The sequence below is a fragment of the Aurantimonas marina genome (assembly GCF_017183135.1).
Lineage (GTDB): Bacteria > Pseudomonadota > Alphaproteobacteria > Rhizobiales > Rhizobiaceae > Aurantimonas > Aurantimonas marina.
Genome location: NZ_JADDXW010000005.1, coordinates 208,018 through 230,830 on the forward strand (window position 1 = coordinate 208,018; position 22,813 = coordinate 230,830).

General features: G+C 62.7%; 20 protein-coding genes and 1 pseudogene. 11 read left to right on the forward strand and 10 right to left on the reverse strand.

Annotated features, from left to right (window positions below):
* Positions 1-77 precede the first annotated feature (77 nt).
* On the reverse strand, positions 78-530 hold the full coding sequence (locus ING15_RS08300; RefSeq protein ID WP_332873799.1) for a BLUF domain-containing protein: 453 nt from the start codon (positions 528-530) through the stop codon (positions 78-80).
* A 222-nt stretch (positions 531-752) separates the two neighbouring features.
* Here ING15_RS08300 and ING15_RS08305 point away from each other — a divergent pair, with 222 nt between their 5' ends.
* The 11 genes from ING15_RS08305 to ING15_RS08355 all read left to right on the forward strand — a co-directional run bounded on the left by ING15_RS08305 (position 753) and on the right by ING15_RS08355 (position 14,870).
* On the forward strand, positions 753-1,610 hold the full coding sequence (locus ING15_RS08305) for an IclR family transcriptional regulator (protein ID WP_206454316.1): 858 nt from the start codon (positions 753-755) through the stop codon (positions 1,608-1,610).
* Between the two features lie 44 nt (positions 1,611-1,654).
* Positions 1,655-2,818, forward strand: coding sequence for a zinc-dependent alcohol dehydrogenase (locus ING15_RS08310; protein WP_206454317.1), 1,164 nt, complete (start codon positions 1,655-1,657; stop codon positions 2,816-2,818).
* A 21-nt stretch (positions 2,819-2,839) separates the two neighbouring features.
* Positions 2,840-3,757 (forward strand): FAD binding domain-containing protein, encoded by a 918-nt coding sequence (locus ING15_RS08315; RefSeq protein WP_206454318.1) that lies wholly within the window; start codon positions 2,840-2,842, stop codon positions 3,755-3,757.
* A complete protein-coding gene (locus ING15_RS19715) occupies positions 3,750-5,630 on the forward strand; it encodes a molybdopterin-dependent oxidoreductase (protein ID WP_206454319.1) in 1,881 nt (626 codons plus the stop codon). The genes ING15_RS08315 and ING15_RS19715 overlap by 8 nt, the downstream gene beginning before the upstream one ends.
* Entirely contained in the window at positions 5,630-6,640 is a 1,011-nt protein-coding gene (locus ING15_RS19720; RefSeq protein WP_206454320.1) for a xanthine dehydrogenase family protein molybdopterin-binding subunit, read from the forward strand. Before ING15_RS19715 ends, ING15_RS19720 begins: the two co-directional genes overlap by 1 nt.
* A gap of 124 nt (positions 6,641-6,764) precedes the next feature.
* Positions 6,765-7,730, forward strand: coding sequence for a Bug family tripartite tricarboxylate transporter substrate binding protein (locus tag ING15_RS08330; protein WP_206454321.1), 966 nt, complete (start codon positions 6,765-6,767; stop codon positions 7,728-7,730).
* A gap of 42 nt (positions 7,731-7,772) precedes the next feature.
* The gene (locus tag ING15_RS08335) at positions 7,773-8,276 is read left to right on the forward strand and encodes a tripartite tricarboxylate transporter TctB family protein (RefSeq protein ID WP_206454322.1); all 504 of its coding nucleotides are present in this window, start codon (positions 7,773-7,775) and stop codon (positions 8,274-8,276) included.
* A 9-nt stretch (positions 8,277-8,285) separates the two neighbouring features.
* Entirely contained in the window at positions 8,286-9,800 is a 1,515-nt protein-coding gene (locus ING15_RS08340; RefSeq protein ID WP_206454323.1) for a tripartite tricarboxylate transporter permease, read from the forward strand.
* Entirely contained in the window at positions 9,793-11,691 is a 1,899-nt protein-coding gene (locus ING15_RS08345) for a thiamine pyrophosphate-binding protein (RefSeq protein WP_206454324.1), read from the forward strand. Before ING15_RS08340 ends, ING15_RS08345 begins: the two co-directional genes overlap by 8 nt.
* Entirely contained in the window at positions 11,692-13,155 is a 1,464-nt protein-coding gene (locus tag ING15_RS08350) for an NAD-dependent succinate-semialdehyde dehydrogenase (RefSeq protein WP_408628685.1), read from the forward strand. It abuts the gene before it with no gap.
* 2 nt (positions 13,156-13,157) lie between these two features.
* Complete coding sequence (locus ING15_RS08355; protein WP_206454325.1) at positions 13,158-14,870, forward strand: dihydroxy-acid dehydratase; 1,713 nt, start codon at positions 13,158-13,160, stop codon at positions 14,868-14,870.
* Positions 14,871-15,038: 168 nt separating this feature from the next.
* On the opposite strand, the gene ING15_RS08360 is transcribed toward ING15_RS08355, so the two are convergent.
* From ING15_RS08360 to ING15_RS08400, 9 genes and pseudogenes are all read right to left on the reverse strand, one after another.
* On the reverse strand, positions 15,039-16,301 hold the full coding sequence (locus ING15_RS08360; protein ID WP_206454326.1) for an adenylate/guanylate cyclase domain-containing protein: 1,263 nt from the start codon (positions 16,299-16,301) through the stop codon (positions 15,039-15,041).
* Positions 16,302-16,753: 452 nt separating this feature from the next.
* Positions 16,754-17,038 carry a copper-binding protein gene (locus tag ING15_RS08365; RefSeq protein WP_206454327.1) on the reverse strand — a complete coding sequence of 95 codons (285 nt, stop codon included), beginning with the start codon at positions 17,036-17,038 and terminating at the stop codon, positions 16,754-16,756.
* A gap of 49 nt (positions 17,039-17,087) precedes the next feature.
* The gene (locus ING15_RS08370) at positions 17,088-17,576 is read right to left on the reverse strand and encodes a cupredoxin domain-containing protein (RefSeq protein ID WP_206454328.1); all 489 of its coding nucleotides are present in this window, start codon (positions 17,574-17,576) and stop codon (positions 17,088-17,090) included.
* Positions 17,577-17,627: 51 nt separating this feature from the next.
* Entirely contained in the window at positions 17,628-19,016 is a 1,389-nt protein-coding gene (locus tag ING15_RS08375; protein ID WP_206454329.1) for a multicopper oxidase family protein, read from the reverse strand.
* Between the two features lie 18 nt (positions 19,017-19,034).
* Positions 19,035-20,486, reverse strand: coding sequence for a TolC family protein (locus ING15_RS08380; protein WP_206454330.1), 1,452 nt, complete (start codon positions 20,484-20,486; stop codon positions 19,035-19,037).
* Positions 20,483-20,731 (reverse strand): hypothetical protein, encoded by a 249-nt coding sequence (locus ING15_RS08385; RefSeq protein ID WP_206454331.1) that lies wholly within the window; start codon positions 20,729-20,731, stop codon positions 20,483-20,485. Before ING15_RS08385 ends, ING15_RS08380 begins: the two co-directional genes overlap by 4 nt.
* A gap of 202 nt (positions 20,732-20,933) precedes the next feature.
* Positions 20,934-21,320, reverse strand: coding sequence for a hypothetical protein (locus ING15_RS08390; protein ID WP_206454332.1), 387 nt, complete (start codon positions 21,318-21,320; stop codon positions 20,934-20,936).
* Positions 21,321-21,643: 323 nt separating this feature from the next.
* A pseudogene (locus ING15_RS08395) lies at positions 21,644-21,937 on the reverse strand (integrase core domain-containing protein); the annotation flags it as partial.
* A gap of 102 nt (positions 21,938-22,039) precedes the next feature.
* A complete protein-coding gene (locus ING15_RS08400; RefSeq protein WP_206454333.1) occupies positions 22,040-22,648 on the reverse strand; it encodes a rhodanese-like domain-containing protein in 609 nt (202 codons plus the stop codon).
* Between the last annotated feature and the right edge of the window lie 165 nt (positions 22,649-22,813).

Here is a 22,813-nt window from a genome sequence, read left to right on the forward strand (position 1 = left end):
GCCCGGCATCGAGCGCCGGGCGGTCGAGATGAACCGGCCCGATCGAGGTTTCGAATAAGAAGCGGACGCCAGCGTAATCAGAGCACGTTTTCGCGCGGCTCGGCTGCCCAGAAATCCTTGAGAAACTCAAGTGAGCGATGCGCCTCGCCGGCTTGGCAGCGCACATAGAAATGTTCGCTCCCCAGATCGGCGAACGCCGGATACCCGGCCAGGCTTTCCGATGTGGCGTTCTGGAAGGCCATAGACCAGTCGGCGAAATCGCGTCCGGGTTTCTCGCCCTGTTCGATGACGATTTTGGAGTGATGGCGCGGATCGGCGAAGATCGTCGCGCGCAGGTTTTCGACCACGTCGCGGTCGCCCTCGAGAAGCTGCATGAAGCTGCCGCGCCGACCGTCCCTGCCGTCGGCGAACAACAACATTCCCGAAATGCCGTGAAGCGGATTGTAGCTTCGGCTCTTCGACAGGATCGCCTCAAGGTCCGCTGTGCCGAGCCCCTTCCGCGCCTGGCTGACATAGACCAGATAATTCACCAACGCCCCAGCTCCCCGCTGATTTCCCGCCTCTGAGCCTCTGCCATCGCGGCGGAGTGGACGCGAAGTCTGTTACCCGGGCACGATATAGACCACAACAAAATCCCGTCAAATTTCATATTATGAAAAACAATTTGACGATGCGGATTTTATTTGACGGTCATGCGAGATCGCCCATAGGCTGTGACCAAGTTGAAGAGAGGGGCCGACGGCCTTTCAATGATGAGCGAAGCCGAGCCAATGTCGTCCTCTTCCTCTGAGCCCGCGGACAAATATGAAGAACCTGCCGGCGCCGGCAAAAAGAAGTCGGCGGAGGGGCGGGTCATTCAATCGGTGGACCGTGCCCTCAAGCTGATCGAAGTGATCGCCGGCAAGGACCGTCCGATTCTGCTGAATGAACTCGCCAGGGCGGCCGAGTTGAATTTGTCGACCTGCCATCATCTGGTGGCGACTCTGGTGGCGCGCGGCTACGTCATTCATGCCGGGCGGAGCCGCGGCTACATGCTCAGTTCGAAATTGGCGGATCTGGCGGCGCTCGCCAGTCGTGAGTTCGACCTGTGCGAGTTCGTCCACGACGAGTTGCAGGAGCTGAATGTCAGCTTGCGCGAAAGCGTCCAACTGGCGGTGCTGCGCGATTCCATTTTGATGACCCGGCTCAAGTTCGGGTCGCTGATGCCGACCCATGTGGAGCCCGACGAAGTGAAGAAGATGCGCGCGGCGCATGCGACGGCGACGGGCAAGGCAATCCTCGCCTGGCTGCCCGAGACCGAACTGGCGCGTGTGGTCTCCAACAGCGGTCTGACGCCGTTCACGGCGAGCACGATCACCTCGCTGTCCGCGCTCATCGAGGAATTGCGCATCGTGCGCCGTTCGGGCTTTGCCGTCGACGATGAAGAGCTGGAGCCGAACGTCATCTGTTATGGCGCGGCGTTGCGCGACGGCAGCGGCGCCGTGCTCGGCTCTATCAGCGTCTCGATCCCGAAGAGCAGGGCAACCACCGAATACCGCGCGCACATGATCCGCGCGGTGATCGAGTGCGCTGGCAAGTTATCCAACAGGCTGCGTGTCGGCCAATTTTAAGAGCAGTCGTTTCAGTCAGTTGCGACGTCGTGGGAGGAGAAGAGATGGCTATGGAACGAGGTGTGAAGACCCATCCGGATTATCCGGTACCCGAGACCATGAAAGCCTGGGTTCTGGGCGATCCGGGTCAACTGACCTTTGTCGACAAGGCCGTCCCTTCGCCCAAGAAGGCGGAGGTCCTGGTCCGCATCGACGCGGTCGCCATCTGCGCCACCGACCTGGAGATCATCCACCACGGCCCGCCGGCACAGATTGAGGGCGGCGCGCCCTTCAACAAGAATTTCACGCCGGGCCATGAGTATATGGGAACCGTGGTCGCGCTCGGGCAGGGCGTTGACGAATACGCCATCGGTGAGCGCGTGACGGTCGAGATTCACGCCGGCTGTGGCCAGTGCAAGCGTTGCCGCCAGGGCATGTATACGTCCTGCCACAACTACGGAAAGAACTACGGCGACGTCGATAAGGGCCACCGAGCCAACGGTTTCACGACCGATGGCGGCTTCTGCGAGTATCAGGTGAACAACATCAACACCCTGGTGCATGTCGACGACTCTATGAGCGATGAAGAGGCGACGCTCGTCGTCACCGCCGGAACCGCGATGTATGGCCTGACCGAGCTTGGCGGTCTCGTGGCGGGCGAAAGTGTCGTCGTCAGCGGACCGGGCCCGATCGGCCTGTTGGGTGCGGCCGTGGCCAAGGCGCTCGGCGCGCAGCCGGTGATTTTGACGGGAACACGCGACAACCGGCTCGAGATCGGCAAGCGACTCGGCGCCGACCACGTCATCAATGTGCGCAACGAAGATCCGGTCGAGGCCGTTCGCCGGCTCACCGACGGCAAGGGTGTCGACTATGTGGTGGAATGCTCGGGCGCGCCGAACGCTGTCAACGAGGCGGCGCAGATGCTGAACCGCGGCGGCAAGATCTGCCTGGCGGCCTTCCCGAGCGCGCCGGTGCCCGTCGACGTGGCCTATCTGGTGCGCAACAACATCTACGTCTACGGCATCCGGGGCGAGGGCAAGGCGGCGACACACCGCGCGGAGGCCTTCATGCGCCAGAAGCGCTTCGACGCGACCCAGATCCACACCCACACCTTCCCAATGGAAAACCTGCCGGAGGCGCTGCGCTACGCCAAGGATCGCGTGGAAGACGCGATCAAGGTGGTGGTCCGCAACAAGCAGGCCCAAGTCCAGTCGATCGCGGCGGAATGATCAGGATCGAAGGCCGAGACAATGTTGTCCTTTGAGGAATACGTCACGCCGCGCGACCTGCGGGAAGCGCTGCAGGCAGCCGGCAAGCTGCCCGCGGACGGCAAGATCATTGCGGGCGCGACGGATGTCCTGCCCTATGCCCGCGAGGGCCGGGGCGGTGACGTGCATTATTCGACTGTCGTCGATCTGAGTCGGGTCCGCGAGTTCCAGGGTTACGAACACGTCGGCAACCGGGTTCGGCTCAACGCCAATGTCGCCTTTCAGGCTTTTCTGACCGACTCCGTCCTGCGCGAGCATCTGCCCTGTATGCCCTATTGCGCGATCTGGTTCGCCGACGACCAGGTGCGCGAGCAGGCAACCTTGGCGGGCAATATCGCCAATGCGTCTCCAGCGGCGGATGGCGTGCCACCGTTGCTCGCGCTGAATGCGGATGTGGAGCTAGCGTCTCTGGAAAGTGGCGAAATCCGCCGGCGCACAACCCCGATCGGCGAATTCATTCTTGGTCCCGGCCGCACCGCGATGCGAGCCGGAGAACTGATCAGCGCCGTGATCTGCGAATCAATGCGCGGCTACGGCGGCTCGTTTCAAAAAGTGGGCCAGCGACGCTCTCTCGTCATCTCCAGGGTCTCGGCCGTCGCGTTGGTCAAGACCAATGCCGTGGGCAACGTCTTCGAAGACGTCCGGCTGGCCCTCGGCGGGGTCGGTCCCGTGCCCGTTCGGCTGCACGATATCGAGACCATGCTGATCGGCCAGCCCATCACCCGCGAGCTGGTGGCCGAAGCCAGCGTGATGCCGGCTGAGCGCGTCGCTTCGCGCTCGCGGGTCGCCTATCGCCGGCGGGTCGTGACCGGCTTCGTCGAGGCCGCGCTGGAAGACGCGCTCGTTGCGTGCGGCGCGCCGGTTCCAAGTGCTGAGCAGAGGGAAGCAGCCCATGTCTGACCGCGTCCTGACCATGACCGTCAACGGCCGCAAATTCGCCCGGCCGCTCAATGGCAGTTACCGCCTGCTCGATTATCTGCGCGAGGAGATCAACCTTACTGGAAGCAAGGAAGGTTGCGGGGCCGGCGAGTGCGGCACGTGTTCGGTCTTCGTCGATGGTAAGCTGGTGAAATCCTGTCTCATGCCGGCGGTCAAGGCCGACGGAGCGGACATCCAGACCATCGAGGGGCTCGCCCCGCGCGGTGAGCTGACCACCTTGCAGCAGGCCTTTCACAAGACCGGTGCGAGCCAGTGTGGCTACTGCATCCCGGGCATGGTGATGGCGGCGACGTCGGCGTTGCGCGAAAATCCGTTCGCCGACCTTGAAGAGATCAAGGAACGGCTCGGCGGCAACATCTGCCGTTGCACCGGCTACACGAAGATCTTCGAGGCGGTCGAACTGGCCCGCGACGTCATGAACGGCCGTCTTCCCGCCACCGCGCTCGACGCGGACGGCGCGGGCGCCTCCTATATCGGCAACAATGTCCGTCGGCTCGATGCGCCGAGCAAGGTGTCCGGCGCGCTGAAATACGCCGGCGACATGACGATGCAGGACATGCTGCACATGCAGGTGCTGCGCAGTCCGCATCCCCACGCGAAGATACTGTCGATCGACACGTCCGCCGCCGAGGCGCTGGAAGGCGTGGAATGCGTGATCACCCATCAGGATGTGCCCGGCCAGGATGGGTTCGGCGTCTTCGTCCACGACCAGCCGGTGATGGCGCACGAAAAGGTGCGTTATGTCGGCGAGGCGGTCGCCGCTGTCTCGGCGGAAACCCAGGAAATCGCGCGCAGGGCGCTCGGCCTGATCAAGGTCGCCTACGAGGAACTGCCGGGCGTCTTCGATGCCGAGGAGGCGATGCGTCCCGGCGCGGTCGTCGTGCACGACTATGCCCAGGACAATGTCGTCAAGCACATCCCCATCCGCAAAGGCGATGTGGAGCAGGGCTTGGCCGATGCCGATCTCATCGTCGAGAACAGCTATTCGACCCAACAGGTCGAGCACGCCTATCTCGAGCCGGAGGCGGGGCTTGCCTATGTCGATCACGACGGCGTGGTCACCGTCGTCTCGCCGAGCCAGAACATCACCCACCATCGCCACATGCTCTCGACCATCATCGACAAGCCGATCAACAAGGTCCGCTTCATCATGAGCCCGGTCGGCGGCGGCTTCGGCGGCAAGGAGGACATGATCTACCAGGGCATGCTGGCGCTCTCCGCCATGAAGAGCGGACGCCCTGTCCGCCTTGTCTTCACCCGCGAGGAATCGATCATCGCGACGGCCAAGCGCCACCCCTCGAAAGTCACCTACAAGATGGGGCTGAAGAACGACGGCAGGATCACGGCCGTCTCGTTCAAGATGATCAGCGACGGCGGCGCCTATGGCATGTCCACCGAGGGCGTCATGCGCAAGGCCGCGATTCTGTCGCTCGGGCCATACGATATCGCCAACACGCGGATCGACACGTTCGGCGTCTATACCAACAACACGCCGTCCGGCGCGTTCCGGACCTTCGGCGCCATGCAGGCGCAGTTCGCCACCGAGTCCCATCTCGACATCTGCGCCGAAAGACTCGGCCTCGATCCGTTCGAGATCCGGCGACGGAACATGATGACGGTCGGATCACGCACCCATACCGGGCAGCGGCTCGATACGGTTTCCATCGGCGAGGTGCTGAAAACCGCGGAGGCGTTCTGCCGCTGGGAAACGGGCGCACCGACGAGCCGCGGCGGCACGCGGTCCGATCTCGGCGGTCCCGACACGCGCCAGCCCTGCACCCTCGGCGCGCGTTTTCGCCCGGCGGTGGCGGACGGCAAGCAGGAGGTTGCCTGATGAAGCGTTGGGCGAGGGGCCGCGGTATGGCCGCATCCTGGTACGGCATTGCCCGCACCGCAACGATCGACCGGGCCGGCGCCTGGGTGGAAATGGATGATGGCGGCACTGCGAAAGTGGTCACCGGCGTCACCGAGATCGGCGAAGGCATCTTGACAGTGCTCGCGCAGGTCGCAGCCGAAGAGCTCGGCATCCGGCCTGACGACGTGACGATCGGCGATAACGACACGGCGCGCTCGCCCGAGGCGGCGCATGCCGGCGCGACGCGCCAGACCTACATGATCGGCAACTGCGTCGCGATCGCATGCCGCGACGCCCGCGCCAAGCTCGATGGCGAACTGGCCGATCATTGGCAGGTCGATGCCGCGACGCTCAAGGCGTTTGACGGCGAAATCTGGGCCGAGGGCACCAACAACCGGATGACCGTCGATGAGGCGGTGGCGCTCTGCAAGAAGCGTGGGGTCGTGCCGGTCGGCTCCGGCTCGTTCACGGCGCACGGCACCGGTCTCGATCCCGTCGACGGTTCCGGCGCTCCCTGGCAGGCCTATGTCTTCGGTTGTCAGGTGGCGGAGGTCGAAGTCGACACCTTGACGGGCGAGGTTCAGGTGCTGGGCATGTGGGCCGTTCATGACGTCGGCCGAGCGATCAATCCTCGCGGTGTGGAGGGGCAGATCGAAGGCGGCATCGTGCAAGGGTTGGGCCAGGCGCTGATGGAGGACTACCAGCTCGACCAGGGTCAAACGACCACCCACGGCTTTTCCAAATATATCCTGCCGACATCGCTCGACATTCCGCAGATCAACACGATGCTCGTGGAAGACCGCGACCCGCGCAGCCCGCTCGGCGCCAAGGGTATCGGCGAACCAGCGCTGGTGCCGACGGCGCCGGCAATCATGAACGCCATTTACGACGCGATCGGCGTACGCGTTACCGCACTGCCGGCGACACCGGAATCCATCTTGCAGGGTTTGGAAGAGAAAAAATCCGCCAAACTGGAGATGGCGAGCTGACGGCCCCGACGTGCTCTAGGGCGGGCCGGACAGGATCCGTCTGGCTTGCCGAGTGCGCGTCTGGAGACGTTGAATTTCATCCTGGCGGGAAGCCGCCGAGCCGCATCACTGGGAGGAGAACAACATGCAATCGTTCAAATTTGGCGGGGGTTTCGTGGCCGCCGCGCTGGCCGTCGTCACCCTTGCCGGAAGCTTTCCCGCGAAGGCCGAGTATCCGGAAAAGCCGGTCGAAATGACCGTGCTGTTCGGCGGTACCGCCAACACCACAGCACAGCTGCTGGCGGAGTTGATGTCCCGGGAGCTCGGCTCTCCGGTCGTGCCCGTCGCCCGCACCGGCGGGGGGGGCGCAATCGGCTATGCTCACGTCCAGTCGACGCGACCCGACGGCTACAACATCGTTTGGAACTCTAACTCCATCAACACAACGTATCACCTCGGCAATTTGCCGTTCAACTATGAGGAATTCGCTCCCATCGCCCAAGTATCGGTGGAGATTCCTGTGCTCGCGGTGAACACATCGTCGGGATGGAAAAGCCTCGACGAAATGGCTAAGGCCGTCAAGGAAGGTGACAAGACGATCAATGTCGGCATCTCCGGCAAGGGCTCGTTCACGCATCTGACCTCGGCCGCCCTGTTTGACGCCATGGGCATCGCCGATAAGGTCAACTACGTTTCCTATGGCGACGGCAAGGCGCCGGTGGAATTGCTGGCCGGCCGCATCGACGCCGCCATCCAATGGCCTGGCCAGTTTCTTTCCTATGTCCAGTCCGGCGACCTGACGGTCTTGGGTTCGACCGGGGCGGAGCCGGTCAGCGTTCTCCCTGATGTGAAGACGGCCAAGAGCCAAGGCTATGACATCGACATCTCGATGTGGCGCGGCCTGGCGGCGCCGAAGGGAACGCCGGACGATGCGCTCGCAAAGCTCGAGGCGGCGGCGAAGGCAGCGGCGGAGTCGGAAGAGTTCATCGCGGCATCCAAGAATATCGGGTTCGAACCGGCCTTCAAGTCGCGTGCGGAGTTCGGAGAAATCATCGCCCGCGATGATAAATTCTACGCCGAGCTCCTCGGCGAACTGGGTATGACGAAATAAACCGGCAGACTTCGTTTCGAGGGGGGGCAGATGTCGGAAAGAATGCGTGATGTCGTAACCGGCACGCTGCTCCTTGTTCTGGCGTCGGTCTGGATGCTGATTGTCTGGCGTACGATACCGCCGGGCACGGGAGGCGGGGACGTCGGTCCCCGCGCTTTCCCACTCCTCCTGGGAGCGTTGCTGGCGGTCTTCTCGCTGTGGCTGACCATTGCGGCGCTACGCAAGCGGCGTGACGACGCCGTGACGCCAGGGGCCGAGGGAGGGATCAATGAAGCCGAGGCGGTAGGCGCCAACAGAGCTGCCGGTCTCGTCGCGGCGATCCTGACTGTCGCGCATCTTCTTGCCTACGGATTTTTGATGCAGCGCATCGGCTTCGTTCTCGCCACGCTCGTGACGGTCGCCTCGATCATGCTGATTTGCACGAACGACCGGTCGCCACTGCGTATCGGAGCCATGAGCGTCGGCATCACCTTCGCCTGCTGGCTGATCTTCGGAAAGATCCTCGGCGTCTATCTCGCGACCGGTTCCTGGATCAATTTGGGTTAATGGCCTGACATGGACAGCTTTCTGACAGCGGCGACAATCGCGCTTCAGCCCGAAAGCCTTGGTGCGGTAGCCCTCGGCTCGTTCATCGGGTTAGTCTTCGGATCCATCCCCGGGCTGACTTTTACCGTGGCGTTGGCACTGGCGCTGCCGCTGACCTTCGGCATGGAGTCGGTGCCCGCGATCGGCCTGCTTCTGGGAACCTATATCGGCGGCATGACCGGTGGCTCGGTTTCGGCGATACTGCTCGGCATTCCCGGCACGCCCTCCGCCGCCGCAACAGTCATCGACGGTTATCCCATGGCCAAGACGGGGCGTGCCTCGATCGCCCTCGGCATGGCCGTGATCGTTTCCACCTTTGGCGGCATCTTCAGCCTGATCGTGATGGTCGTGTCGGTGAATCTGGTCTCGCGCATGGCCATGTCGTTCGGCCCGGCGGAAATCTTCGCTCTGGTCGTATTCGGACTGTCGACGATTTGCGGCATGGCTGGCAAGTCGATGTTGCGCGGGCTGATCGCCGGGCTGCTCGGGCTGATGGCCATGACGATCGGGCTGGACGTCCTAGATGGGGTTCCGCGCATGACGTTCGGCACGACGAGCATGCTGCAGGGCGTCAACCTTCTCGTTGCCATGATCGGCCTGTTCGCCGTCCCTTTCATTATCCAGGTTTTCGAGGAACACCGCAGGGGCATCGCGCCTGCCGCGCAGATGAGCGATATCCGTGCCGAACTGCCCTCCTTGCGGCTGATCGCGAGCAATTTCTGGCTGATGATCCGCTGTTCAACTATTGGGACCGTCATCGGCGCGATCCCGGGCACCGGGGGGCCGATCGCCTCGTTTCTCGCTTACGATCATGCCAAGCGCTTTTCCAAGGATCCGTCCCGGTTCGGTAAGGGAGCGATCGAGGGTGTCGTCGCGCCGGAAACCGCGAACAACGCCGTGACCGGCGGAACCATGATCCCGCTCCTGTCTCTCGGTATCCCCGGCGATCCGGCGACCGCGATCGTGCTGGCCGGGATGCAGATTCACGGCATCGTGCCAGGGCCCGCGCTGTTTCTCACCCATCAGACGGAAGTTTACGGGATCTACGTCTCGATCGTCGTCGCCTATGTCGCGATCCTGTTCATGCAACTGCTCGGCATCCGGCTGTTCGTCCATGTGCTGCGCGTGCCGCCCCGATTGATGGCGGTTCTCATCATCGTTCTGTGCGGCATCGGGGCGTTTACCGTGCGCAACAGCATCTTCGACATCTACACGATGGCGATCGTGGGATTGCTCGCCTACGCGGTGATCAAGGTCGAAATTCCCGTCACCCCGATCATTCTTGGATTGGTGCTCGGGCCGACGCTGGAAGGCGAATTCCGCACGGCCATGAATCTCTCCGGCGGTGATCTCGCCATCTTCTATACCTCGCCAACCGCCTTGTTCTTTTTCGGTCTCGCTGCGTTCATCATCGCGCTGCAGGCGTCGGGAGAATTTTTTGCCAAAAGACGGAATAAAATGAACGTCGGAGCCAGCAATGCTTGAGAGTAATTTTGGATCCGGGACCCAGGAAAGCGAAATTCGGGAAAGGGCGGAGTTTGTCGCCCGCTACGACGACGTCGATGCGGCCCTTGCCGCGGGCGGTATCGAGATGCCGATCGAGACCAGCTTGTCCGAGGCGCTGGTCATCGGGCTGCTGAAGCAGGGTGTGACGCACTACTTCGCGATTTTCGGGCACGGGTCGACCGATCTGGGAAATGTCCTGAGAATTTACAGTGAGGCCGGCGTCGTCACGGTGATCAATTGCCGCAACGAGGTCGAGATGGCGCATGCGGCCACCGCGCATGCCTGGCAGTACGGCAAGACGCCGGCCGTCGTCACCTCGATCGGGCCGGGCGGTCTTCAGGCTATGGCCGGCTCGCTAGCCGCCGCGTCCAACGGCGTCGGCGTCTACCACATCTATGGTGACGAGACGACGCGCGGCGAAGGCTACAACATGCAGCAGGTGCCGAAACCCGAGCAGGGGCTCTTCGGCAAGATCACAGCGCTAATGGGGCAGTCCCATACATTGCACACGCCCGAATCGTTGCGGGAGTGCATGCGTCGCGGCACCAACTGCGTGCATCACCCCTACATGCCGGGCCCGTTCTTCATCTTGCTGCCCATCAACACGCAGCCGCAATCGATGAAGCTGAATGTCGAAACGCTTCCCGGTCGCATGGCGCTTCCGGCTGTGGCGCCGGCTGGTCTGGAAGTCTATGAGGCGGCGGCGGCGCTGCTTGGCCGCCACCGGAAGATCGTGATCAAGGCGGGCGGCGGGGCCCGAAGGCATGCTTCCGCGGTTCGCGAGCTGGCCGAGGCGATCGGCGCGGCGGTCGTCCTTTCGCCGGGCTCGACCGGCGTGTTGCCCGACGATCATCCGCAGAACATGCATGTCGGCGGATCGAAGGGCTCGATCAGCGGCAATTTTGCCATGGAAAAGGCCGATCTGGTGGTCTTCATCGGCTCACGCGGTGTCTGCCAGGCCGATTGCTCCGGCGTCGGCTATCCCAATGCCAAGGCGGTCATCAACATCAACGGCGCGATCGCCGATGTCACCCACTACGCCAACACCCTGCCTCTGCCGGGCGATATCACTTGCGTCGCCGGGCGGCTACTTGATGTGCTGCGCGAAAAGGAGGCGCTGAAAGACGATCGCGGCGAATGGTTGCGCCGTTGCGCCGACAAGAAGGCCGCCTGGAACGCGTTCAAACGCGAGCGGACCGGTGCCGCGCCACTCGATGACACGGTCTGGAAGCAGGCCGTTCTGACGCAGCCGGCGGCGATTCATACCGTCGCCGAATTCGCCAAGCGGATCGGAGCCGCCAAGTTCTTCGACGCCGGCGATGTCCAGGCCAACGGCTTTCAGATCGTCGAAGACGATACGGTCGGCGATACGTTCACCGAAACCGGCGCGTCCTATATGGGCTTTGCCGCCTCGGCGTTGCTGGGGTCCGCCGGGGTGAAGGGGGCACGCTACGGCATAGCCTTCACCGGCGACGGCTCCTTCATGATGAACCCGCAGGTCCTGATCGATGCGGTCGAGCACGGCGTGAAGGGCATGATCGCGCTGTTCGACAATCGCCGGATGGGGGCCATCACCAGCCTGCAATACGCCCAGTACGGGCAAGAATTTCGCACCAACGACAGTGTCGCGGTGGACTATGTCGCGATGGCCGGCGCCTTTGCCGGCGTAAAGGCCGTGTTCGGCGGTACGACGCGGGATACTCTGCGGGCGGCGCTTGACGAAGCCCATGCGCATGACGGCCTGTCGCTGGTGCATATCCCCGTCTACGCCGGTCGTGACCCGATCGCGGAAATGGGAGCCTATGGCTCCTGGAATGTCGGAAACTGGGTCGATGACGTCCAGGCCCGCTATCTCGAACAGAAAATCTGAATGGAATCGGCCATGTATCGTGATCTGGAACTCTACATCGACGGCGCGTGGCGCGGCGCGTCGAACGGCGCGACGCGGGCGGTCACCGATCCGGCCACGGAGGACACGCTCGGCTTCATCGCCGAGGCGACCGAAGCCGATATCGACGCCGCGTTGACGGCGGCGCGAGCCGGCTTTGCCGTGTGGCGCCGGGTCGGAACCTGGGAGCGCGCCAAGCTGATCCGCAAGGCCAGCGACCTCATTCGCGAACGCGCCGAGGAGATCGCGACACTGATGTCGGTGGAAACCGGCAAGCCCCTGGCTGAAGCCAAGGGCGAAGTGAACGCGGCGGCCGATCAGTTCGAGTGGTATTCGGAAGAGACCAAGCGTATCTACGGGCAGATCATCGAGAGCCGCACGGCCGATAGCCGGATGGCGGTGATTCATCAGCCTGTCGGTGTCGTAGCGGCGTTCTCCGCTTGGAATTTTCCGGCCCTTTTGCCCGCCCGCAAGATCGCGGCCGCGCTCGCCGCGGGCTGCAGCATCATCATCAAGCCGGCCGGCGAGGCACCCGCCTCCTGCGCGGCGTTGGTGCGAGCCTGCCACGACGCCGGCGTCCCGAGCGGGGTGGTCAATTTCCTCACCGGTCAATCCGACCTGATCGCCCGGCGCCTGATCGCCTCGCCGATCGTGCGCAAGGTCTCGCTGACCGGTTCCGTTCCGGTCGGCAAGCAGATCCTGCACTTGGCCGCCGATGGTGTGAAGAAGGTATCGATGGAACTGGGCGGCCACGCCCCGGTCGTCGTCTTCGACGACGTCGATGCCGAAAAGGCCGCGGAGGTCTGCGCTAATACCAAGTTCCGCAATTGCGGCCAGGTCTGCATTTCGCCGACGCGTTTCTATGTCCACGAGTCGAAATACGAGGCGTTTGCCCGCCGTTTCGCGGAAGTCGCGAAATCTCTGAAGGTCGGACGCGGCATGGAGGAGGGGGTCCAGATGGGCCCACTCGCCAATCGGCGCGGACTGGAGACGATCCAGGAGCTCGTCGAGGATGCCCGGCGGCGCGGCGCCGAGGTTTTGGCCGGCGGCAGCGTTCCGGCCGAGGCCAATCGCGGCTTCTTCTTCGAGCCCACCGTTCTCGGCCACGTTCCCGACGATGCCCGCATCATGCGCGAGGAACCGTTCGGGCCGGTCGCGCCACTGACCACCTTCACGAGCTATGACGAGGTGATGGAGCGGGCCAATGCGCTGCCTTTCGGCCTCGCCGGCTACGTCTTCTCCAACGATCTGCGAACCGCGACGCGGGCCTATGAAAATCTCGAGGTCGGCATGGTTGGCGTCAACGAGATGCTGCTCGCGACCGCGGAAGCACCGTTCGGCGGCGTCAAGGAAAGCGGCATGGGGCGCGAGGGCGGCTCCTTCGGGATACGTGATTATCTCGAGACGAAATACGTCAAGATCAAGCTGGAAGAGCGAGTGCGCTGAACATGAGCGAAGACGAGGCAAGAGGGTTCGCGCGCGGCCTGACCAACTACGGCGACAAGGATTTCTCGCTCTATCTGCGAAACTCTTTCGCCAGTTCGATGGGTTATTCCCGTGAGGTCCTGAAGAAGCCGATCGTCGGGATCGCGAACAGTTTCTCCGGCTTCAACAACTGTCACCGGCATTTTCCGGAAATGCTGGAGGCGGTGAAGCGCGGCGTCTTGCTCGGCGGCGCGCTGCCGATCGAGTTTCCGACGATCTCGCTCGGCGAGGTTTTTCTCAATCCGACGAGCCTCAAGTTTCGCAACCTGATGTCGATGGACACCGAGGAGATGATCCGGGCCCAGCCGATGGATGCCGTCGTCTTGATGGGCGGCTGCGACAAGACCGTGCCGGCGCAGTTGATGGGGGCGGCATCGGCGGACCTGCCGGCGATCCAGATCGTCGCCGGTCCGATGATGACCTCGCGCTACGGCGAGGAACGGCTTGGCGCATGCACCGACTGCCGCCGGTTCTGGGGAAAATACCGCGCCGGTGAGATCTCCGGCGATGCGATCGGCGACATCGAGGGCCGTCTGGCGACCACCGCCGGCACCTGCGCCGTCATGGGCACGGCATCGACGATGGCCTGCATCGCCGAGACCCTCGGCATGTCGCTGCCCGGGACGGCCGCAATCCCGGCGGTCCATGCCGATCGGCTGCGGGCCGCCGAGGCGACAGGTCTCGCGGCCGCGCGCATGATCGACAATCCTATCCGTCCCAGCGAGGTGATCACCGAGAAATCGGTCGAGAACGCCTTGCGAATCCTGCTTGCCCTTGGCGGATCGACCAACGCCATCATCCACCTGACAGCAATCGCGGGACGTTTCGGCATTCCGGTTTCGCTGCGGCGGCTCAATCAACTGTCCGACGAGACGCCGGTGCTGGTCAATCTCAAGCCGGTCGGCGCCAACTACATGGAGGACTTCTTCTTTGCCGGCGGCGTTGGCGCGGTGCTGCGCGAGCTCAAACCGCTGTTGAACCTCGATTGCAGGACGGTGACCGGCGACACGCTCGGCGACCGGCTTCGCGAGGATATCGGTCCCGTCGATCGTAAGGTCATCGCAAGCGCCGAGCAGCCGCTGGAACCCGAAGGCGGTCTCGTCGCGCTATTCGGCAATCTCGCGCCGGGCGGCGCGATCCTCAAGCGCTCGGCGGCCGACAAGGCGTTGTTCGAAAAGGAAGGGCGCGCGGTGGTGTTCGATTCGCTCGCCGATCTGGCGAAGCGCATCGACGATCTGGACCTCGATGTCGAGGAGGGCGATATTCTGGTTCTGCAGAATGCCGGGCCGCGCAGCGATTCCGGCATGCCGGAAGCCGGCTATCTGCCGATCCCCAAGAAGCTCTCGGCCAAGGGCGTCAAGGACATGATCCGCATTTCCGACGCGCGCATGTCGGGCACCGCCTTCGGCACGATCGTGCTTCACGTCACGCCGGAGGCGGCGATCGGCGGACCGCTGGCGCTGGTTCGCACCGGCGACCGCATCAAGCTGTCGGTGAAGGACAAGACGATCGAATGGCTGGTCGACGACGAGGAGCTGGAACGGCGGCGCAGCAGCTTCCGATCGCCCTCGAAGCCGGCGTCCGAGCGGCGCGGCTACGACAAGATCTACGCCCAGGAAGTGCTTCAGGCGGACGAGGGGTGCGATTTCGCGATCTTACAGCCGGTCAGGACATGAGTTATCCCGAGTGGAGCTGATCCCCGTCGCGGGAGGTCGCCGCCGAGGGCAGCTCGAGGTTGAACGGCACAGGTGGCCGAGCTGCTGAGGCAGGACAGTTCGAAAGGTAGTCTGGCCGAGGCATGGTTAGGACGGTGGGAGTGCCGCGAAGTCGCCACAGCGGTGTCCCTAATCGATCGGAAGATAGAAGATATCTGCTGCTTCCGTTCTGCCGGGCACCTGAACGTTCTGGCTCCATCGCCAACTCAATCCGAGACGTCCCGGCGGCAGCCCCCGCAGGATCTCCCGAGAAATGACGATCTTCGCCCCAAGCGTCTTCGACATTTCCTGCAGGCGATGCGCGAGGTTCACCGCATCCCCGAGAACCGTGTACTCGCTATGCCGGCCACCTGGGACAACGCCGCCAATGACATGACCGAAGTGGATTCCGACGCCGAATTGCAGCGGGAGCTTGCCGTCACTGATCCTGAGGTCGCTCCATGTCTCAAGCCGGTTGATCAGGTCGCATGCGCAATCAAACGCGCGCGCCGCGTCCGTGGCATCGGGGCTGGGAAAGCCGAACACCGTCATAACTCCGTCGCCCATGAACTTGTCAACGCGTCCGTCCCATTCGGAGACCGTTTCCACCACCCGTTGACGGTACTCCGACAGCAGCGACGCGACTTCCTCCAGCGGCATTTTCTCGGTCAGCCCGGTGAAGCCGCGGATGTCAATGAAGACGACCGCCGCCTCGTTGCGGTGCAGGCCGACATGCGAGCCACCCGACGCAAGCAGTTCCGCGGTGGTTGGCGAGAAGAAGCGGGCGAGATTGGCGCGTTCGCTCGAGGTCGCGACGGCGAAGCGCACGAGCCGCCGGATGTCGACCACCAACATCACCTGGATCGCCGCGACGGCCGCGAAGGCGAGAATGCGGACGCTTGCCGCCTGCAATTCCTCGGACGACATCCCAATCTTGAACGGGTCATCGAACAGGGACAGCGTCGCGACAACCACTGACCCCAGCGTCACGAGCCCGGCGAAGACAGCCACCGGGCCGGCCCGCATCCGCATGCTGGCATGGGAGAGGAGGACGAACGCGATCGCCAGGCTGGGCGTGGCGAGCGCTTCCACGAAGGACGATCCGGGAATAAACATGTGCTCGGCTGCAAGATAGACGACCAAGGCGGCGTCGATGCAGATGTACGGCCAGTTCAACCACGACCGGAACAACCCGGACATCACGAGAGCGACGGCCAGAACCGACGTCGCGGCATAGGCAATCAACAGAGTGATATGCGTCTGATGGTTGATGACATCCGGCTCGAACGCCACCGAGATGGCGAAGACGAGAAGGGCGACGAAGCGCCAGATGACTGTCCTCAACTCGTTTCGCCGCTCGACCTCCGATATCATTCCGTCGATGTCGCTGCGGCCCGAGTCGATTGCTACCATTGGGGTGAATGCCTCGGCATTTTGATTGCTTGACGTCGACATTGACGGCGCGCATGACGGCAGGAGCACGCGCTCTCGCGCCTGCCTCGCGTCTCGGGTTGCAATGGAGGGAGCGCTGTCCCGCGCCGGAGATCGCAATCGATCCAATCAGCGGACGCTATCCCCGAACATGTCTCATCGGCGGAACGCGATGGCGGTATTTATCCGTATGAACACAGATGCTACATGCATACATATTTTATTATATAGACATGTCTATAATATATATTGAATTATGTTATTATAATGACAGTCATGTCTGTCTATTTTTATAATAAATAATTGACTTCTTCATTGCATTAACTGAACAGCGAATCCAATTGCTGACGTCGCTCTCGGCCGGTCCGCCACCAGCACTGTAGCGGACCGGCTCGGGGCGACCTCCAGGTCGCCCCGAGCCATGCGTGACGGCCCTATTTCATCTCGACCACAGTGAGCTTGCCTTTGACGCGGTCGGCGACGAACTCGATGTTCTTGCCTTCCTTCGCCTTGGTCAGCATCGCTTCGTCGGCGACCTTGAAGACCATGGTCATGGCCGGCATGTCGAGGTTCTTCAACGCGCCGTGCTTAATCGTCAGCTTCTGCTGCTTGGCGTCCACCTTGGTGATCTGCCCCTTGGTGTACTCGACCGCGAGGGCCGGGCCGGCCAGTGCGAGCGAGACAACCGACAGGGTCGCGAACTTGCTGAATTTTCTCATGATACATCTCCTGATTGTGGGGCTGCGGGAGTGGATGGTCTTGTCGCGTTCAACGCGACGCGACGGTCAATGGGCCATGCATGCCCATCTCGTAGTGTCCGGGGATCAGACACGCGAATTGGAAATCGCCGGCCTTGGAAAAGGTCCAGACGATGTCGCCGGCTTCCTCCGCGGGCAGACGGATAGCGTTGGGATCGGCATGTTCCATCTCCGGGAACTTCTCCATGAGCAGCTTGTGCTCCTGGACCGCTTCCGGAGTATCCATGACGAACTCGTGCTCGAGCACGCCATCGTTGGCGATGACGAAGCGGATGGTTTCGCCCTTCTTGACCTCGATCTTGGAAGGTTCGAACAGCATGTCGCCGTCCTCGGTCTCCAGCATCGTGATCTCGATAGTCCGATCGGCGGCCGCCGCCTTGCCGGCTTTGCCGATCGCCATTTCGTCCTCATGACCGCCGCCATGCTTACCGCCGGCCGACGCCGATGTGGCGACGAGCGCGGTTGCGAATGCCGTCGCGATTAACAGTCGTTTCTGCATAAATGATCCTCGTTTCGTTTTGTGTTTGCGTCCCTTGCTTTCCGGGCCTTGCTACATGCCGGAATGCGTTCCCCCGCCGGGCATCATCTGCCGCTTGGGTTTCGATGGCAGCGCGCTGCCCTGCGCACTGGACGCGGGAGCCGCTGTCGCGTCGGGCAGCGATCCGGTCCATTCGTAGGCGACAGTGCCTGGGGGATTCTCGTAGTCGCCCGGGTCTTCGTAATCGCCGGCTTCAAGCCCTTCGCGGACCTTCACGACCGTGAACATGCCGCCCATTTCGAGTGAGCCGAACTGTCCCCAGCCGGCCATCATCGGAATGGTGTTGTCCGGGATCGGCATCGACATCTCCGCCATGTCCGCCATGCCCTTCGTCCCCATCGGCATGTATTCCGGCTGGACCGCGCGGATTTTGCGGGCAACGTTGGTCTTGTTGGCTCCGATGAAGGTCGGGACATCGTGCCCCATCGCGTTCATGGTGTGATGTGACTTGTGGCAATGCAGGGCCCAGTCGCCTGGATGGACCGCATCAAATTCGTAGGCCCGCATCGCCCCCACCGGGATATCGATGGAGACCTCCGGCCAGCGTGCCTCCGGACGCACCCAGCCGCCATCCGTGCAGGTGACCTCGAAATCATAGCCGTGCATGTGAATCGGGTGGTTGGTCATGGTCAGATTGCCGACCCGCACGCGCACCCGGTCGTCCTTGGCCACAACCAGCGGAGCGACGTCCGGAAAAATCCGGCTGTTGATGGTCCACATGTTGAAGTCGGTCATTTCCATGACCTTCGGCAAGTAGGAGCCGGGATCGATGTCATAGGACGACAGCAGGAACACGAAGTCGCGGTCGACCGGCATGAAGGTCGGGTCCTTCGGATGGATGACGAAGAACCCCATCATTCCCATCGCCATCTGCACCATCTCGTCGCCATGCGGGTGGTACATGAAGGTGCCGCTCTTCACCGCGTCGAACTCGTAGACGAAGGTCTTGCCCGATGGGATCGGCGGCTGCGTCAAACCGGCCACGCCATCCATGCCGTTGGGCAGTATCAGCCCGTGCCAGTGGACGGTCGTATGCTCGGGAAGCTTGTTGGAGACGAAGATGCGGACCCGGTCGCCCTCGACGCATTCGATCGTCGGGCCGGGCGACTGGCCATTGTAGCCCCACAAATAGGCGGTCATGCCATCCGCCATCTCCCGCTCGACCGGTTCGGCGACAAGATGGAACTCCTTGATCCCGTTGTTCATGCGAAAGGGTAGCGACCAGCCGTTCAGAGTCACCACGGGATTGTAGTCCGGCCCCGCCGTCGGCATCAGCGGCGGCTGCGTCGCGGCCTCTTCCATGATCGGAGCTTCCGGCAACCCCATGGCCGAGGTCTTCGACCATACGGTGGCTCCGGCGAGCGCCGCACCGGCGCCGATGAATTGTCTTCTGGAAAACATCTGTCTGGTTCCTTCCGTTCAATCGCCGTCGCCGTCGCCGGCCGCCATCTCGACACCACCACCCGATTCGATCTCGCCGCCGCCATAGACGGCGGAGGCCAGCCCAGCATCGGCGAGATAGAAGGCGCGCTTGGCGTTGACGGAGAGGATGATCGAGGAGAGCTTCGCCCGCGTGTCGGCCAAAAGGTCGAACGTGTTCGAAATCATGCCATTGTAGGTGAGAATCGCTTCCTTCTCGATCGTCGTGCGCAACGGTAAGACGTTCGATCGGTAGTGCCTGGCGATATCGTATCGGGAACGATAGGCCTTGTAAGCAGAGCGCGCTTCCGAGCGAATGTCGACAGCCTTTGCCGCCATGACATTCGCCGCCCGCAGATAGGCGAACTCGGCCTTGCGAAGACGCGCCTGACCGCTGTCGAAGATCGGAATCTCCAGGCCGACCTCGATTACCCCCGAGAGTTCGTTGGTGCTTTTTTCGCTGCCGTCCTCGCCCTCTTCGACTTCCTCTTCAAGCTCGAGCCCGGCAGCCAGTTCCAGATCGGAGACGTAGCGCGTGGCCGTCGTCAGACCGTAGGATCGCGCCAGTGCATCAAGTTCGAGCTTGGCGACCTGAAGATCGACCCGGTTGCGCAACGCCTCCGCCTCGATGGCGTTGCGGGTCTGGATATTGCGCGGAAGGCTCGGTAGCGCGTTCGGCACCTCAAAGGACAGGTTCGCTCCCCAGACCCCCATCAGCCGGATCAGCTGCTCCTTGGCGAGCTGCGCGGCCAGTCGCGCCTCGGCGGTCTGGCCGGTCAATTCCGCATAGAACACCTGCTCACGAGCCTGATCGATCTTAGGAAAAGCCCCTGTCTTCCCGAGTTCGGTGGCAAGCTCAGCGGCCGCATCGGCGGCAACCTTCGCCCGGTTCATGTAGGCCACGGTTTCCCAGGCGCCGACCGCTTCGATCCATGCGGCACGCGTCTGCGCGGCCAGTGCGAGCGTGCTCTCGACAGCACGCAGCCGCGCCTGAAGAACGCGAACCTCGGAGACGTCCAGTCGCCGTTCACGCGTCATCAGCCGGATGACGTTGGCCGCAATCAGCCCCTCGACGGTTCGAAGCGCGCCGATGCCTGCGTAACTGACCGACAGGTTGGGATTGACCGGCAGGCTTTCCTGCCAGAGATCGGCAATCGACATGCCGATATCGGCGTAGGCGGCCTGCAGGCTCTTGTTGTTCAGCAACGCAACTTGCACGGCCGTTTCGACCCCGACGGTCTTGTTCGCCAGGAGCTGGCTGACGCGCTTGTTGACGGCAGCCGCCTCGGCCCGGTTCTGGACCCAGGCAGTTTCCTTGCCGAGGGTCGCCGCGGTCTGATTCTGCACGATCGCAAAGCCGAGCTTCGGATCGAAGTCCTCGGTGATGGCAACGCAACCGGAGATGACGAGTGGCACGACGGCAATGGCCGCATTGCGAAGAAGACGTATCATTTGGACGTCTCCTCCTCGGTCTCGGCAGCTTCGCCGACCGGCGCGATTTCGACGCCGGATCGACGCCATCCGGTCGGCTCGGCCGGACTGCGCCTGGAATAGCCGCCGATGACGGAGCGGTAATCGGCGCTACGGACCGCCGCGGAGGGATCTTCCGGTGAGGGGTATGTGAGAACTTGCAGCAAACCCATGGGTTCGCTTGTCGCGCAGCCAGCCAGAAGCAGGCCGGGCAAGCCGACAATCATGAAGCGGATCATTGAAAGGACCTAACGGGCGAACTTTACCGTTCGCCAGCCATTCACGGGCCGGTCGATACGATGAAGTTCAAAAATGTGGGGACGCGAGAACACCAGACGCCTTGGGCGTGAGGCGGACTCATCCGAGGCGATGTCCGGTCCGTCAGGAACGGCATGCGAACATCATAGGGCGCGCGGCGGCGCCGTCAGATCAGGTTCGCGGGGGTCTTTCGCCGGCGGGAACCTGGCTTCCCACCAATTCGACGACGTGCCAACCAGGAATCCAGTTGGCGGGCCAGTCCAGGTGATTTTCCACCAACAGGTCCGGCATCGAAGCCGGCGGGCAGTGATCGTTGTGTTTGTCGCCCGTCGCCTTGGGCGGATACTTGTCGGCGTAGCTGACGGCGTCGTTCACGACCGAAGCGACATGGTCCTCGGCAACTTGAGCAGCCGATGGACCGACGATGGAAACTGCAAAGGCACGATCGCCCGAATGCGGCAACGCGTGCGCCATCTGGGACGACAGCACCGCCACGCAGAACAGCGCTGCGGCGAACAGCCTGCCTATCGCTTGCGAGGGGTACTTCGAGATCGTCATCGGCATCCGCCTAGGGGATTCGCGTGAATCCGTCCATCCTGAAATGTTCACGTCGACGTCATCGGCTAGAAAGCGTCGCACTGCAAATTCTCCGAATCGCAGAGCAGTGAGCATTGTCGACGGCGTTCGATCCCATCGCAAAGTGTCCGAACTCGGGCGAACGTGATTGAAATCGGCTCCAACCTTGCTCCGAGATTGCGCGTGCGATCGCAACGCCAGGAGATCCCGTCCCGTCGTGAACCACGTGTTCGATCCCATGGTGTGACGGCGTATTGTTGACGTAGTCACAGGGGGACGCGCTATGGGCCGATTTCTTCACGGCAGCGCCAGCTTTCGACCACGACCTTGGCTTCGGCCAGCAGCCAGTAGAAGATATCGCCGTTCAGGAGTTCGTCCCGGAGCCGGGCGTGGAAGCTCTCGCAGTAGCCGTTCTCCCAAGGATTGCCAGGTTCGATGAACGCGAACTTTGCGCCGACGGCGACGATCGATTCCGGCACTGCCTTGGCGAAAAATTCCGGCCTGTTGTCCGATCGTATGTGACCCGGCGTGCCGCGCAGGATGAAGAGGTCTGTCAAGGCGTTGATGACTCTGGTCGAGTTCAGCTTGCAGTCGATCCGGGCGAAGGGCATTGCTTGGGGACGGCGGCCTCCGATAGGCTCTTTTGAAGCCGCGCCGCGGCCTCCGGCCAAGCGGTATTCGCATGCTGAAGCCAGGCCGCCTCACATCGTTCCGCTGACGGTCGTCAGACCCAGTATTTTCCAGGCCTGCATGCCACCGCGATAGTAGAAAATTCGGTCAGCCGGGTAGCCTTCCCTCAACATGGCCTGAATTGCCGTGGGCGATTGCCCACACCAGAGGCCATTGCAATAGAGGGCGACCCGCATCGCGCCGCTGCAATCCCAGGCTCCGGCCGCACCGACGCACCCGAGTTCGTCGAGACGGCCCGCCACTTCGGTGTAGGGAATATGCGTCGAGCCGGGGATCGTTTCCTCCAGGTGCCATTCCAGTGTTCGCGCGTCGATGACGCGGACGTTCTCATCGGCCAGCATATCGAGGAGTTCCAGTTCACCGATCGTCTCGACGCCGTCGGCAGCCCGGGCCGGTTGGATGCAGAAGGGCGGGCATTCGCGAGATGTCTTGGCGTAATAGCCGCTGACCTCGTTGTCCGTGTCCTGGATCCGCTCGATGACGACCGGCCCCTCGTCGGTTTCCACGGTCACGCTAGGAACGTCGGGGCTGATCTTGACGGCCGGCTCCTGGCTTGATGCGGGAGCAGTGGCCGCCACCGATACCATCATTGAAACAGCGACGCCGACGAGCCAATGCATGTCATTTCTCCCAAAGCTTCGGTTCACCGCCGAATTCTTACGCCATCATGGCTTGGAGCCCAACCCCTGAGTGACAAGAGTTTTCAGCATGTCGTGATGTCCTGAAGGTCGCGAGACGGCGCGGGGGCGGGTGCAGATTACGGCAGATCATCTTCGTCCCACCGC